Origin of the sequence: Hydrogenophaga sp. 5NK40-0174, from assembly GCF_040372165.1 — a bacterium.
Classification (GTDB): domain Bacteria; phylum Pseudomonadota; class Gammaproteobacteria; order Burkholderiales; family Burkholderiaceae_C; genus Hydrogenophaga.
The window spans coordinates 130,746-145,113 of record NZ_BAABWG010000003.1 but is presented as its reverse complement, the minus strand read 5'-3'; the positions used below and the strand labels follow the sequence as shown (position 1 = coordinate 145,113).

Here is a 14,368-nt window from a genome sequence, read left to right as displayed (position 1 = left end):
TTGACAAAGGTCGCTCAGCCTGCCACCGGCTCGGGCAGCGGCTGACGTCCGCCCGCAGCGGGCTGTGCAAGCTTTTCCGGCGCGGCTTCGGCGAGATCGCCGTAGCCGTAATAGGACTCGTATCCGTAGTCGGACAGGTGTTCGCTGCGGGCTTGTGTCAGCACGGCGCCCATCGGCACGACACCCGCGTGGCGAAGCCTGCGCAGCGCATCGCGGATGCTTTGCTTCTTGGTGCTGGACGCCTTGATGGCAAAGACCATGTGGTGAATCTGGTTGCCCAGCACGATGGCATCGGCAATCCCCAGCAGGGGGGGGCCGTCGATGATCACATGGTCGAAGCCCATTTCGTCTGCCTTGTCCAGCAACAGGCCGAGCTTGGGGCCCATCAGCAGCTCCACCGGATCCGGGGGCGTAGGCCCGGAAGTGAGGACCGACAGGCTGGGTACCTTGCATGGCTGGATCAGGCCGTCAGCGACCTGGTTGCCCGTCAGCGCATTGGACAGGCCGCGCTCATTGGGCATGCGCAGTGCCTTGTGAATGGCGGGCTTGCGCATGTCCGCGTCAATCAGCAGCACCTTGCGACCCAGCTGCGCGAAATTGATGGCCAATGCCAGGGCAGACGTCGTCTTGCCTTCTCCTTTGCCGCAGCTGGTGACCATCAGGCGACGAGGCGCGCCGTCGGCAGTGGAAAACTGCAAGGCGGTCCGCATGGATCGGTAGGCCTCGGCAAATGCGCTTCTCGGATCAGTGTGTGCCAGCAAGGCCACCGATTCATTGCTTTTGCCAGAGTCGGTTTTGGTCTGGGGAATCCAGCCCAGCAGTGGAATGCCGAAGGTCTGCTCGATCTCGTCCGCGCGTTTGACCGAGTCGTCAAGCTGCTCCCGAAGGAGTGCGGCGATCACCCCGAGAAACAAGCCGCCGACCAGGCCCATACCCAGGTTGATCAGTGGCCGGGGTCTGTCTGGGAACAGGGGAGCCTGGGCCTCATCGACAATGCTCACATTGTTGGTGGTGATGCCGGCAGTGACGCTCACTTCCTTGAGCCGCTGCAACAGGCTGTCATAGACCTGCCGGTTGGTGTCCAGCTCTCTTTGCAGCAGGTTGAGGTCAACGCTTCGGTCCTGCACGGCGAGCACCTCATCGCGTGACTGGTTGACTTTGGATCGCAGCTTCTCTTCCTGGCTCTTGGCAGCGACGTACTGGCTGCGAATCGACTGCAGGACCATGGCCACCTCGGTACGGATGCGCTGGTCAAGCCGTTCGATCTGCGCCCGCGTTTGCTGCATCTTGGGGAAGTCGGGCTTGTAGATGGCCAGATTCTTGGCGTACTCCGCTTCCTGTCGCGCCTTCTCTTCCTTGTAAGCCTGAATGGCCAGATTGTCGAGAACGGCAGGCGCGCTGTCCGGGTTGGTGCGAACCTCGTTGTAGAGCGCCTCTGCACGGATGCGCTCCTGTTCGGCTTTGGCCAGCGCGCTGGAGAAGTCCACGAAGTTGCGCGTGGTGGCGCTTTCGTTTTCGCCCAGGTTCAGAATTTCGTTGCGCTTGGCATAGTCGTTGATGACCCGCTCGCTTTCCTCGAGCTTGGCCTTGGTGCTGGCGATCTGGTTTTCGAGGTACTGGCGCGCGTACTGAGATGAATCGACCTTGCGCTCGAGGTTGGCGGCGATGTAGGCCTGAGCCATGGTGTTGGCGATGCGAGCGGAGAGGGTGGCATCGCTGTTGGTGACCTTGATCTCGACAAGGCGGGAGTTCCGCAAGGGCTCGATATGGACCGCTCTTTGAAACGCGGCGATTGTCTGGGTCCGGTCGAGCACTTCCTGATCGCTCACGGACGGATTGAACAGCGAATGGACATTGGCCTCAATCCTGTCCATGAAACCCGTTTTCTCGGCTTGGGAGGGCTCGCCGGGCAGAGGCGAGGTCTCTGCCGTCTGCTCGCCCGGAAGCGGCTCGCCGGAGCGGGTCTGGTACAGGCCCAGCTCGTCGATGACTCTTTCAGCCAGGCTTCTGCTGCTGAGCAGCTCCACTTGCGTTCGCAGTTGCACCTGATCGGACAAGGCCCCTTCATCGACCTCCATCTCGGTGTTGAAGCCCACCACCTTCTTGGCGGCCCGGTCGATCTGCAACACGGCCACGGACTGGTACTGCGGCGTTTGCCTCAAGGTGTAGGTCGTCGCTGCCAGACCGCACACGGCGGTGATGCCAAGAATCATCCACCGGTGCTTCAGGACGGAGCGCCAGAGCTGCCTGAAACTCAGGATATTGTCACCAGAGAGCATGGTTTGCTCGTGCCCGGGCATGGCGTGTTGCATGAGGGCGGCTTCGCCCGGCAATGCCAGGGCACGGGCGCCACTGCCCGGTGGCTGCGGCATGGCGGGGAGGTGGTTGGGGTGGGTCATGGCATGGACTCCGGTATCAAGGCCAACTCAGCGAGAGAACGGGTTGATCGTGTCCAGCACATCGCTGAACAACGAGTCGCGCAAGGCGGTACGACTCGGGTCACGTCGGACCACAATGACGTCATCTGCCAGGATTTCCGGGTCCTGCACTTCGCCAGCACGGACCTTCTCCAGATCAAATGTCGCGACGCGGCGATCACCATCGGTGCCGTATCGGTAGAGCATCACCTGCTCGAGATCGGCAAACTTCGCCTGACCGCCCGCCAGTGCCAGCGCGCGCAAGAGCGTCACCTTGCCGACGACCGGGTAGATGCCGGGCTTGTTGACCGCTCCTTCCACAGTGATGCGCTGCGTGGTGAACTCCTTGATGAAGATGGAAACCTGGGGGTTTTGCAGGTAGCGCTCGCCGTATCGCGCAGCGATGGCGTCTTCGGCTTGCTGGCCTGTCATGCCCGCCACCATCACAGAGCCGATGAGCGGCAATGTCACCATGCCTGATGCGTTGACGCGAACATCGCGGCGCATATCGGGGATGCCAAAGACATCGAACTCGATCAGGTCGTTGGCGGTGATCTTGTAGTCGTTGTTGACCTGTGCCAGTGAGTCCAGGGGAAGCGGTTCGGCGGCGCTGGCTGGCGGCTCCTGGACTGGCTGCTGAAAGGCAGGATCCTGGCCGACAGCTTCCGGTCGCGGAACCTGAGGGCTTCGTCTCTGGTTGACGTCGGTTCGGGCCTGTCCGGGATCGATCGCGACAACCGCATGACCGGCGCCGGCAGCAGGTGTGGCCTGGGCCAGCGCCGATGCACTGCCACATGCCAGGGCGAGCATGAATGGGGAGAAGACGGTGATTCGGCGGAAGACATCTGATTTCATGACAACTCCTTGCTTCTCAGGCTGCGCTGCACGGAAGACAGGCCAAAGGCGTGACGGGCGACCAACATCGGGGCCGGGCGCACTGCTGCGGTGCGCGCTTGACGGGAGATTGAGTTCGAGGGGGCTGAACTTGTCGTATTGCATTGCAGCATGATCTGTGCCTGTGGACGTAAGCATTGGTTTGCAAATCCAACAGGTGGGCTGTTCCGGTTGACCGTTTTCATCACTCTTGCTCCCTGTAACCTTTGGGGTTGAGGCTTTGCCATGCCCACGCGTCCGAGCACATTTGCCCGAGGTCGCGCCTGGCTTGCCAACCCAGCAGCTTGTGTGCTTTGCCCGGGTCCGCGAAGTAGGCTGCCACGTCACCAGGCCTGCGCGCTGCAATGCGATAGGGAATGGGTTTGCCGCATGCAGCCTCAAACGCCTTGACCACTTGCAGCACGCTGTGCCCGATGCCTGTGCCGAGATTGACCGTGAAGCTGTCACATCCATCCATGAGCGCTTGCGTGGCACGAACATGGCCTTCGGCAAGATCCATGACATGCAGGTAATCTCTGACGCCCGTGCCGTCGATGGTCGGGTAGTCATCGCCAAAGACATTCAGGTGGGCCTGCCGCCCGACAGCCACCTGCGATACAAATGGCATGAGGTTGTTGGGCGTGCCGCTGGGGTCCTCGCCGATCAAGCCGCTGCGGTGAGCGCCGACGGGGTTGAAATACCGGAGGACGGCGACCTTCCATGAAGACTCGGACCGACCGACCGCGCCGAGCATCTGCTCGACCACCAGTTTGGTATGGGCGTACGGGCTTTCGAATGTGAGGGGAAAGTCCTCCGTGATCGGAACACGTGAGGGCTCTCCGTAGACGGTGGCCGTGCTGGAGAAAACCAGTGGTGACAAGCGACCGACCTGCTGCCGATGAGCCTGCATGGCCTTCATCAGACTGATACTGCCGCCAATGTTGATGTCAAAGTACTTGATGGGGTTCGCCACGCTTTCGCCCACTGCCTTGACACCGGCGAGGTGTATGACGGCGGCCGGGTCGTGACGTTCGAAGACGGAGCACAGCCATGCGGTATCCAGTACGTCGCCACGTTCGAGGGACGGGCGGACGCCGGAGATCGTTTCAATCCGGTCGAGCACGCGCGGATGGCTGTTGGAGAAATCGTCGACCACCACCACCGGATGACCGGCTTCATGCAAGGCAACGCAGGTGTGACTGCCGATGTAGCCGGCGCCACCGGTGAGCATCACGGGACGTTGACTGGTCGGTGCCGTCATGCCTGAGCCTCCGTTGCAGCAGGTGTTGCGACGCGGCCGCGCACTTGGGGCAAGCGATTTCCCCTGAGGAACAACCCCATCAGGAATGACGCGAGCATGGCGTTTGCAGGAATGCGCGCCGGGTAATCCACCATGGCGTGCAATGCGATGGCGAGCAAGCCCAGCCCGGCGGCGATGGCCATGGGCTGGGTGCTTTGCATCAGGTGGTTGCGGCTGATGTTCGAAGGCCGGCGTGTCAGGGAGATGAACTGCCTGACCACGAGCATGATCACGGCCACCGCGACCACGACGAATGCCACGCCCGCTTCCATCAACCATTGCAGGTAATCGTTGTGTGCCATGTCTACCAGAAACAGGCCCAGCTCAGGTGCCTGATAGTGGGGGAAAGCACTGCGAAACCCGCCAAGACCGACACCAGTGGGCCAGGCGTCAACAGCACCCAGCCAAGCTCCTTGCCGATTGATGGCGCGCAGGGAGCTGTCGGCTGCGAGCTGCTGAACATCGAACCGGGCGAGCCAGTCAATGCCGCCGAGGATCAGGCCGAGCACCAGGAAGATGCCAAAGCCGAGCGCGGCGACTCGCCCATTCACCCATGCGTGCGCAGGGTGGCGAGATGGCGTCAGCATGACAAAAGACAGGAACAGAACCAGGATGCCCGTCGCGATTCCGGTTCGGGATGCGCTGGCAAAAAGCGCCGCAAGAATCACCATCAATGCGAAGCCCCATGCCCAAGGCAGCCAAGGCCTTGCCTCGCGGCGACTGTCCAGTGCCCGCAACCCGAACAGGCACACCATGGGCAATGACAAGACGAGGAAATTGGCGAACGAGTTCTTGCTCGCGAATGTTCCCTTGACCTTCTCAGGACTGATCAAGCCGAAGTCCAGAGCGGACAGGCCACCGAGCTGAAGCAGACCGATGCCTGCCTGCAGGACGGCGCCAAGCATCCAGGCGAGCATGAGCACACGTGCCTGATCATGGGTGACGGACAAGCCCGTCAGCATGCAGATGGCGCACAGCAGGCCAACCAAACCGCTGGCCAACGTGGCCTGGGGGGTGGCTGACAGTGGCACACCATTCCAGATGGGCGCCAGCTGCAGTGCCGTGATCCAGATGGGTGAGCTGAGCACGATGACGAGCAGCCAGGGCGTCCATGTCGCCAAGTTTGTCCCAGTGCCGTCCGGGTGCGAGCGCCTCAGGTTTCGTGGGCCGAGCAGGGCGCGATAGGCCAGGCCGGTCAGGACCAGCAGTCCCATGCACTCCAGCACGGCCATCGCCAGGTGCCGATTGCCTCCGCGAATCCAGGGTGCCGAGAGAAACAGGCAGACGCAGGCGATGAGGCTTGCGCCAGGCAAGCCGATTGAGCGTGAAGCGGCAGTGGACTGTTGCATGATTCGCCTGTGCCCTTCCTACACGGCCTGTTGCGACCTGCGCTGCAGGTTCCAGCGTTGGGCGCTCTGCCAGCCCCAGTAGACAGCCAGTGCCGCGACGACACCGACCAGATCGGATAGCCAGTCCGTGAGGCTGGGCGTGGACCGTGGAAGAAAGTACTGATGAACTTCCACGGCGGCTCCGCCCAGCAATGCCGCCAGTGACACCACCCATGCGCGCCAGGGCAGGCACCAGCGCATGAGCCACCACGCCGCGAAGAACACAATGGCGTGTACCGGCTTGTCCCACTGCGCATACACCTCCCTGAGGGTTTGCCACTGCGAGAACTGGTAGGCCATCATCAGGACGGCCCCGCAGAACATCAGGCGCCACGGATCCGTTTTCACTGGTGCGCCTCCTGCCACAAGGGGTCTGTGCATGCGTAGAGCGCCTGCTCAAAGCGCCGCAACACCTGATCCCGGTCAAGCTGATGTTCGGCATACTGACGGCCGCGTTGGCCCATGGACTGCCGCCTAGCGCCATCGCTGGCAAGTTGCAGCACGGCATTGGCCAGTGCATGGCCATCCTCGGGAGGCACGATCAGGCCGCAGGCGGCATCTGTTTCGACGACTCGCCCGAGCTCGGTATCGGGCCTGGCGGTGGCAACCACCGGCCGGCCACTGGCCAGCATGCCGGTCAGCTTTGATGGCATGACCAGGTCTGCTGCGTCGGCGCGCTGGGGCAGCAGGTGAATATCGGCCAGCCCCAGAAGTTCGCTGAGCCTTTCAAGCGGCTGCAGGTCGAGGAACGTCACTCTGTTCAAGCCCTGGCAGCGGGCTTCCAGATCGGCCTTGCCGGCGCCGTTGCCACAGAAGACAAAGTGAATGTCCGGATGCCCGGCCAGTGCGCGCGCGGCATCCGCCAGCACCTCGAGTCCCTGCTTGCTGCCCATGTTGCCCGAGTACAGGGCAACCACTGCATCCTCGGGTATGCCAAGCGAACTGCGGTACGGACTGACGCCAGCCAGTGGAGCGATGGCGCCGATATCCACCCAGTTGGGAAACGACACCAGCCGCTCTTCAGACACACCCTTGTCGGTGGCGCGCTCGAGCATTCGACCTGAAATGGTGGAGACGCGGTCAAAGCGTCGCATCAGCCATTGCTCTGCGCGCAGCACTGTTCGGCGGAGCGGGCGTGCTTTGATCAGCCCCAGATCGAAAGCCGCATCGACTTCGTAGTCCTGAATGTGGAGCCAGGCCTTGGCGCCGGTCAGTCGGGCGAAGGCCAGCGCAGACGGCGCACACATGAGCGGCGGCTCGACCACCCACACCACGTCGGGGCGCCACTGCCATTGCGGGAACAGGCTCAGGGCGCTGGACGCGGCAAAGCTGGCCAGGTGCAGCAGGCGCTTGAGTCCACCCGGGCGATCGGGCACCCACAGCGGTGCTCGAAACACCTCTACCCCGTTCCATCGCTCGCGGGCGAATCGCCAGGCACTGAAGCCACTGGCCACCTTCCACTCCGGGTAGTAGGGAGGCGCCGTCACTGCGCGGACATCATGTCCTTGCAGCGCGAGCCACTCGGCCATCTCGCCGGTGTATTTTCCGACGCCAGTGAGTTCTGGTGCGAAGTTGATGCTGTAGAGCAGAATCCTCATCGGTTTCATGCGGCCTCCCCCTGAAATCTGGCGCGCTCCGGAACGTGCTTGATGCGTTGAGCCGGGTTCCCTGCATAGACGGTGGCGCGCTCTGCATCGCGCATCAGCACCGCTCTTGCGCCGATGACTGCACCGTCGCCAACAGTGACACCGGGCCCGATGAAGGCCTCTGCCGCCACCCATGCGTGCTGCCCGATGACGACAGGTCGAACCTGCAACTGGAAATCGGGGCTGCGAATGTCGTGTGTGCCGCCACAGAGATGGGCGCCTTGCGAGATCACGGATTTCTCACCAATCTCCATGTGACCCATGCAGTACAGCGTGGCGCCGGGGCCGATGGTGGTGTGGGCGTGCAAGCTCAGGTTGCGGGGATACCAGATGCGAGCGCTGCCGTAGACCCGGGCAGTGGGGTGTACCTCGGCACCGAACAGCCTCAACCATCCGTTGCGCCAACGGTGCAAAGGTGCAGGGGTCCATGCGGCGAACAGGGCCCAGCAAAGGCGCCAGAGTGCGCGATAGGTCCGATGGCCCACGCTGAAGCTGGGGCCTCCTTCCAGGGGTTTGTTCAATCGGGCGTCAAGAAGGCTCATGTGCGCTTTCGATGGATCCGTTGAAGACAGGGGATGTGGCGCTCTGGCACCGCTGCATGGTGTCCAGCAGGCTGCTGGCGACACGCTCGATGTGGAAGCGCTGCTCGAAGCTGTGGCGGGCCATGATCCTCATGCGTTGCTGACCTTCAGGCGGCAGGTCGAGCCAGCGCACGAGTGCTTCGTAGGTGCCTTGTGCCGTATCGGGATGGACCATGCCCGCACCGTCCGCGTCGATCTCACGCCAGATGTTGACCTTGTCGCTGATCAGGACCGGTGTGCCGCACGCGAGGGCCTCGGCGACCACGATGCCGAAGTTTTCCTGATGTGAGGGCAGGCAGAAGACCTCAGCTGCGCGCATGGCTCCCCATTTGTCTTCGCCCTGAAGCAGGCCGGGCCACGTGATTCGGCCGGCGATGCCCAGCGATTTGGCCTGTGCCCTGAGGGCTGCGACCCATCCACTCTGATCCGGTCCGGCCATGACGAGATGGGCCTTGGGGTGGGTGCGGGCGATCCGGGCAAACGCGTCGATGAGCAGGTCGCACCCCTTCTTCTCGTGGATGCGGCTGAGATAGAGAAATATGCGCTTGCCTTGCAGCTCCGGGTGGCGTGCAACGAAACGCCTCGCCAGGCGACCGTCTTCAGCGGGAGGTGGTGCCTGGGTGCCGTAGGCCACCACCTCCTCATGGCAACGATAGAGCCAGAACGACTCACGAGCCAGCCGGCGTTCTTCTTCGCAAGTGAACAACACGGCGGCGGCGTCGCGCAGGACGCGATAGTCAGCCCAGGGCCAATAGAGCCACTTCTTCAGGTGTTTGCGTGGATAGGCGCGCTTGAACCAAGGGTCGAGCATGCCGTGAACAAAGACGAAGTAAGGCACCCCGGAGCCTGCCAGGGCGCGCCAGGTGCCGAGGGCGTGGTATTGCCAGATGCCGTTGACGATCACAGCGTCGAACTGTTTGGCATGACGGCGCAACCACGGTGTCAAGTTGGCGTTGTAGCGGTAGCCCCACCGTGAGGGCCCCAAGGCATGCACGCGCCCCGGGTGCTGCGACAGAAAGTCGCAGTCCGGCGCATCCAGCGTCAGGACGGTCACTTCGTTGCCCTTCTGGATGAGTTCTGCATCAATCATTCGCGCGCCCGAGGCCGGACCACCTGCACGCGGATCCAGTGTGGGCAAGACTCTCAACAGCTTCATGGACGCCTCTCCTCGCTTTGGACCGGGATGCGCCAGGCAAGGCGACCCATCGATTGCATGCATTGCCGCACCAACGCCGTGTGGCGCTCGGTCAACCACCAGACCATCCAGCCAGCCAGCAGCAGAGCAGCAAGACTCAGCGCAAACAACGCGGCGGTACTGGCAGACCATTCCCACTGCATGGCATCGGTACCCCAAACCACCCCGAGAAGCAGAACGAGCGGGAAATGGGTGGCATACAGCGAGTAGGAAATGTCGGAGAGCCAGCGAAACGGCCTGGCCAATCCTTCCAGCACTGGCTGCCAAGGCTGCTGAAGGCAGGAGGCCAGCAGCAAAGCGAAACCCAGACCCAGGACCTGATCCGCGAGGTCGCCGGTGAAGCGTGCGGGCAGCCAGCGAGAGCCCAGCAAGGCCAGCAAGAAAATCAGGCATGCGATCAGTGCTGTCAGAGGGTGCTGGAGCCAGGCACGAGGCTGCCGGCTCGACCACCAGACGCCGACACCCATCAGCCAGATCAGGAAACCGGCCAGCATGGGACGGGGAGCGACCATCAGCCAGACTGCGAACAGAAGCAAGGCCACACGCCCCCGCGTGTCTTTGTGAAACCCTGCCACGAGAAGCGGGAACGCCAGGTAGTACCAGAATTCGTAGGCAAGGCTCCACAGTGGCCCGTTGCTCCCGAACACCGGCACCGTCCAGGCCTGAAGGAACAGGGCGTTGCCCAGGGCAGTGGTCCAGTCGAGATTGTGCTTGCCCGCCAGCGGCGTGGACCCCCACGCTGCGCGCAGACTGCCGTCGAGCACCTGGGGCGCCAGCGCCTGAAGCAGCATGTCCGCCACCAGGGTCAGCAGCAGCGCGGGAAGAAGCACGGTCCACAGGCGGGACAGTCGCGCGGTGAGATACCGGGCCGGCGAGAGCTTGCCGGCCTGCCGCATGACGGCGCCTCCGACCAGAAAACCGCTGAGCACGAAGAACACCATCACGGCTTGATGGCCCAGTCCGGTGGCAGCATAGAAAGCTGAACCAAATGCATCGGCGCGACTGGTCTGCGCATGATCGACAAACAGGCTGGCGCGCAAATGACTGGCGCAAACGGCCAGTGCAGCCAGGCCGCGAAACACGTCCGGCCAGACCCAGTGAGGCGCATCTGCGCTGGTGGATGTGAGGATCGCACTGGAAGGCTTCATGGACCGCTCCTCACACTGGAGGCCCACGCACTTTGTCGCTTGACGCGCTCTTGCGCCCGACAGAGCGCGTCGTCCAGAACGTCCTGGTAGATGGCGAGGTACCGCTCGAAGACGCGCTGTGCATCGAACTGGCGCGCATGCTGCATGGCCGCCAACCGGGCGTGCATCTGCTCAGCCTCTGATCGCTGCAGAACCGACAGCAGTGCTTCGCTGCATTGCGCCAGCCAACTCGCTTCGTTGTCCCGTCCGCGCTCCGGCAAGTAGGTCGCGACTTCGCCACCGACCTCTGTCATGGGTGCGATACCGGTGGTCAGTACCGGACACCCGCATGCCATGGCTTCGGCAATGGGCCAGCCGAAACCTTCGGCACGGCTTGGAAACAGCAGAGCGCCCGCGAGACTGTAGAGCGCTTTCAGAACCTCGACAGGTGGCCGGATCAGAAAATGCACCCGGCCTCCCTGTGCCTGTGCTGCTGCTGCGAGCGAACGCAAGAGCTCAGTGGGCGGCGCTCCCACCATCACCAGTGGAACCGGGTTGGTTGCTGCCTTTGCGTAGGCTCCGTACACAGCCAGCACTCCGTCTCGGTGCTTGTACCACTGGTTGCCGCCAACATGGAGGACGAACGGTAGCGCATCATCCAGCGCAATGTCGTGTGCTTCAAGGCATGCAAGCGCCTCTGACCTGGAAAGTCGGGCGAATGTGTCGTTGAGGCCGTTGAGAACCACTCTTGCCTGAAGCTCGGACGGACGGCGATGGAATCGGTTCAGGTCGTTCAGCGTCTGGCTGGAAATGCAGATGAAGTGGCGCGCATGACTGAAGCCACGCTGAATCAAGGCTTGGTAGATGCGCCCCGTTCGGCCAACCGGATTCTGGGGAATTTCGCCACGGGCGGAGCGTTGTGCCAGGAAGTCGTGGCAATGCACAACATGAGGCCGGCGCGCAAGGGCGGGCATCCACGGGCCCAGTGCCTGGTCAGTGAAGACAAACAAGGTGTCCGGCGATGCGCTTCGCGTGCGCCAGCGTGCCACCCATGGAAAAACCAGATACTGGTCGATGTAGCCAAGCCATTTCTTGAATCGGCTTGGGGCGGGTAGCCGGTGGAAGAAGGCCTTGGCGGTGAGGACCTGAAATTCGACGCCGTGACGCTTGAGCCCGTCCAGGACAAACCTGGCGAACAGGGGCATGCTGGTGGAGTCCACGAACAGGGGGTGGGTGAAGACAACGACTTTCATCGCACCCCCAGTTCAGCAAATCGCCCGGCAAACCAGGCCTGTCTGACGACGAAGACGCCCAAGGCAACGTAGACGCCCATCATTCCGTGCGAGGTGAGCTGCCCGATCGATGGCCAGGTGAACAGGGCCAGGAACAGTCCGGACCAGACAAGTACCGGCAAGCTGCTGTTGGTTCGAACGGACTCCTTGATGGCTACCCATCCACCGAAAGTCATGATCATGATCTTGAATCCCAGGTAGCAGACGCCCAATGCACCGCCTTCAGCCAGCACCCGGGCATTTTCTGCTTCGCCTGCCAGGAACAGACGTTCCCCGGTGGAGATGACTGACGCCAGGCCCGAGCCGGCTCCGAGACCCTGACCCAGCAGGGACAGAGACCGGTAGGCCTGGTCTTCGCCGAAGAACATCACCGACAACCGGGCAACAAAGTCTTCCGAGCGAGCCGCCTGCTCGAAACGGCTGAGCAGAGCGTCCACGGCTCCTGGCAAAACGGAGACCAGCACCATGGCGAGCAGGCCGATGCTCATCAGCATCCACAGTGCGCGCAGCTTCAACTCACCGCGCCCGAACAGAAAGGCGAACAGGCCGCCGAAGACGACGAATCCACCGAATGCCACGACGGCTGCGCGTGACCCCGAGACGCCGGTGGCAATGGCCAGTGCGGCGAGCGAGGCGAGTGCCAGGGGAAACCGGATGCCGAGCCGGCGATGCTCCATGAACGCCGCCATGATCAGGGGTGTGACCAATGCCAGCAGCGTGGTGTAGCCCAGAGTGAAGCTGAAGGTGCCGGTGGTTCGGACCACCCCCATGGAGACGAGAAACACACTCGATTCATCACCGTCGACCTGCTTGTTGATGAAAGCCGCTGGTGGTGAGAAGAACTGGAAGACGGCCAGGGGTGCCGTCAGGATGACGATCCACATGCACACCCTGATGAAGCGGAGCAATCCGTCCCGGTCCATCATCTGGCCGACGGCCAGCCCAAATGCAAGATACAGGCACCAGAAACGCAACCCCACTGCCAGCATCATCGGAGAGCTGACGCCCGCAATCACCTGAAGAATGCCCCACAGCGTGACCACACAGATCCAGAGCAGCATGATGGCGTTGAGAGGCTTCCTCGGCGAGAGGTAGCCCAACTGCATCGCCAGCAAGACGAACCCCAGGGCCAGCAGGTCGCGAATGCCGATCAGTGGACCTGTCAGGGATGGTGAGATCCATTTGCGCAGCGCACCTTCAATGGTGAGCGCCAGCAGCATGGCGATCAGGGATGCCGATGCCCAGTGAGCGTGTCGCAATCGCCAGGCAGGTGCGCCCGGGCGTACAGGCGCCACTCGCTCTCTGGCCAGAGAGAGTCCCGGCATGGGGAGCACGGCGACACTGCTCATTGGGTCGCTCCCAGGTTCATGAACAGCTGGGCGATGCGCCCCCTGTATGCCGCCCATGTGAACTCGCGCGAGGCCGCCAGGGCCTGCTGTCGGGCACCGGCAAGCATGGCAGGGTTCAGCAGCAATTGCCTGACCGACGATTCAATCGCGACCGCGGTTGGCTCGGTGATCCAGCCACTGCCCGGGTGCCTTTCAATGATCTCGCGTGCGCCCGTCATGGTGGAGACCAGAGCAGGCACGCCGTGGGCCATCGCTTCTGCCACGACCATCCCGAACGAATCGAACCGGGAGGGGAGCAGCAGGCAGTCGGCCTTGGCGAACTCGGCGAACAACTCCGACTGCGCCAGCTGTGGCAAGTGGCTGGCGCCGGGCAAGCGATCGATGCGATCGAGCCAGTCGGCGTTCTGGCATCCGCCGACAAACTGCAGCTCGAACGCATGGCCCTGGGCGTGCAGATTTTCGAAGGCCTGGAGGATGAGGTCGATGGACTTTCTCGGAATGAGTCCGCCTGCGTAGATGAAACGGGGTACACAAGCTTCGCCTTGCCTGGCGGTAGCTGTGTGCGTTGACAGCTCCGCGCCCAGCAGCATGGGTTGCAGTTTCTGCTCCGGCGTGCCGTGATCGAGGTAGGACCGGGCCGCCAGGGATGAGCAGGTGATCACCGTATCGGCCAGATCCACTTCTGCGTTCTTGCGCCGGTTGATCTCCTTGCGCAGCGGTGTTTGAGGGGTGCCGAGCATGGCGTCGGCTGCACCGTGATGCAGTGATGGCGCGTCCAGAACGCACCGGATACCGAGTTCGCGGGCCGCCCGAAAGGTATGAAAGGCGGAGTTCTCGAAGCCCACCACAATGTCCGGCTTGAGGCGGCTGATTTGTCTGGCCACCCAGTAGTCGAATGCGTGGAATATCCGGTGCACGTCTTCATTGCCATGGCGGCGCCCGGCCAGCAAGGTGGCCGTTCTGGCTGCAGGGTGTGTCCAGATGGCGTGGCGGCGAAGCGCAGCCGGTATGGTCACGCTGCGCAGTCGACGTGCGAACGCGGCCGGCATCCAGGCCGGCGGCCTCTCGCCTGGGCCGAGCAACGGTGTGCCCGACCAGAAGGCCTGCAGCATTCCATGCTCGTACAAACCCATCGCCATCTGATGGGCGTGTTGCAACATGGGGTGTGCGACAAATACGCGGGGAAGCATGACTTTCCTG

General features: G+C 62.8%; 12 protein-coding genes. All 12 read right to left on the bottom strand.

Translation table 11 applies throughout. The features are described 5' to 3' along the window. Positions 1-14: 14 nt before the first annotated feature. The gene (locus ABWV89_RS10205) at positions 15-2,399 is read right to left on the bottom strand and encodes a GumC family protein (protein WP_353396265.1); all 2,385 of its coding nucleotides are present in this window, start codon (positions 2,397-2,399) and stop codon (positions 15-17) included. A gap of 27 nt (positions 2,400-2,426) precedes the next feature. Beyond that, positions 2,427-3,272 (bottom strand): polysaccharide biosynthesis/export family protein, encoded by an 846-nt coding sequence (locus tag ABWV89_RS10200; RefSeq protein WP_353396263.1) that lies wholly within the window; start codon positions 3,270-3,272, stop codon positions 2,427-2,429. Positions 3,273-3,495: 223 nt separating this feature from the next. After that, positions 3,496-4,551, bottom strand: coding sequence for a UDP-glucose 4-epimerase GalE (gene galE, locus ABWV89_RS10195; protein ID WP_353396261.1), 1,056 nt, complete (start codon positions 4,549-4,551; stop codon positions 3,496-3,498). Then, positions 4,548-5,939 carry an O-antigen ligase family protein gene (locus tag ABWV89_RS10190; protein ID WP_353396259.1) on the bottom strand — a complete coding sequence of 464 codons (1,392 nt, stop codon included), beginning with the start codon at positions 5,937-5,939 and terminating at the stop codon, positions 4,548-4,550. The genes galE and ABWV89_RS10190 overlap by 4 nt, the downstream gene beginning before the upstream one ends. 18 nt (positions 5,940-5,957) lie before the next feature. Next, complete coding sequence (locus tag ABWV89_RS10185; RefSeq protein ID WP_353396257.1) at positions 5,958-6,326, bottom strand: VanZ family protein; 369 nt, start codon at positions 6,324-6,326, stop codon at positions 5,958-5,960. Continuing rightward, on the bottom strand, positions 6,323-7,576 hold the full coding sequence (locus tag ABWV89_RS10180; RefSeq protein ID WP_353397482.1) for a glycosyltransferase WbuB: 1,254 nt from the start codon (positions 7,574-7,576) through the stop codon (positions 6,323-6,325). Before ABWV89_RS10180 ends, ABWV89_RS10185 begins: the two co-directional genes overlap by 4 nt. Positions 7,577-7,581: 5 nt before the next feature. Then, on the bottom strand, positions 7,582-8,166 hold the full coding sequence (locus tag ABWV89_RS10175) for an LbetaH domain-containing protein (protein ID WP_353396255.1): 585 nt from the start codon (positions 8,164-8,166) through the stop codon (positions 7,582-7,584). After that, complete coding sequence (locus ABWV89_RS10170; protein ID WP_353396253.1) at positions 8,153-9,361, bottom strand: glycosyltransferase; 1,209 nt, start codon at positions 9,359-9,361, stop codon at positions 8,153-8,155. Before ABWV89_RS10170 ends, ABWV89_RS10175 begins: the two co-directional genes overlap by 14 nt. Then, the gene (locus tag ABWV89_RS10165; RefSeq protein ID WP_353396252.1) at positions 9,358-10,548 is read right to left on the bottom strand and encodes an acyltransferase family protein; all 1,191 of its coding nucleotides are present in this window, start codon (positions 10,546-10,548) and stop codon (positions 9,358-9,360) included. The genes ABWV89_RS10170 and ABWV89_RS10165 overlap by 4 nt, the downstream gene beginning before the upstream one ends. Then, positions 10,545-11,780, bottom strand: coding sequence for a glycosyltransferase (locus ABWV89_RS10160; protein WP_353396250.1), 1,236 nt, complete (start codon positions 11,778-11,780; stop codon positions 10,545-10,547). Before ABWV89_RS10160 ends, ABWV89_RS10165 begins: the two co-directional genes overlap by 4 nt. Further along, positions 11,777-13,168 carry a hypothetical protein gene (locus ABWV89_RS10155; RefSeq protein ID WP_353396248.1) on the bottom strand — a complete coding sequence of 464 codons (1,392 nt, stop codon included), beginning with the start codon at positions 13,166-13,168 and terminating at the stop codon, positions 11,777-11,779. The genes ABWV89_RS10160 and ABWV89_RS10155 overlap by 4 nt, the downstream gene beginning before the upstream one ends. Continuing rightward, a complete protein-coding gene (locus tag ABWV89_RS10150) occupies positions 13,165-14,358 on the bottom strand; it encodes a glycosyltransferase family 4 protein (RefSeq protein WP_353396246.1) in 1,194 nt (397 codons plus the stop codon). Before ABWV89_RS10150 ends, ABWV89_RS10155 begins: the two co-directional genes overlap by 4 nt. Positions 14,359-14,368 lie beyond the last annotated feature (10 nt).

Coding starts and splice junctions, on each gene's coding strand:
- ABWV89_RS10205 (WP_353396265.1), bottom strand. CDS start 2,399: ATGACCCACCCCAACCACCTCCCCGCCATGCCGCAGCCACCGGGCAGT.
- ABWV89_RS10200 (WP_353396263.1), bottom strand. CDS start 3,272: ATGAAATCAGATGTCTTCCGCCGAATCACCGTCTTCTCCCCATTCATG.
- galE (WP_353396261.1), bottom strand. CDS start 4,551: ATGACGGCACCGACCAGTCAACGTCCCGTGATGCTCACCGGTGGCGCC.
- ABWV89_RS10190 (WP_353396259.1), bottom strand. CDS start 5,939: ATGCAACAGTCCACTGCCGCTTCACGCTCAATCGGCTTGCCTGGCGCA.
- ABWV89_RS10180 (WP_353397482.1), bottom strand. CDS start 7,576: ATGAGGATTCTGCTCTACAGCATCAACTTCGCACCAGAACTCACTGGC.
- ABWV89_RS10175 (WP_353396255.1), bottom strand. CDS start 8,166: ATGAGCCTTCTTGACGCCCGATTGAACAAACCCCTGGAAGGAGGCCCC.
- ABWV89_RS10170 (WP_353396253.1), bottom strand. CDS start 9,361: ATGAAGCTGTTGAGAGTCTTGCCCACACTGGATCCGCGTGCAGGTGGT.
- ABWV89_RS10165 (WP_353396252.1), bottom strand. CDS start 10,548: ATGAAGCCTTCCAGTGCGATCCTCACATCCACCAGCGCAGATGCGCCT.
- ABWV89_RS10160 (WP_353396250.1), bottom strand. CDS start 11,780: ATGAAAGTCGTTGTCTTCACCCACCCCCTGTTCGTGGACTCCACCAGC.
- ABWV89_RS10155 (WP_353396248.1), bottom strand. CDS start 13,168: ATGAGCAGTGTCGCCGTGCTCCCCATGCCGGGACTCTCTCTGGCCAGA.
- ABWV89_RS10150 (WP_353396246.1), bottom strand. CDS start 14,358: ATGCTTCCCCGCGTATTTGTCGCACACCCCATGTTGCAACACGCCCAT.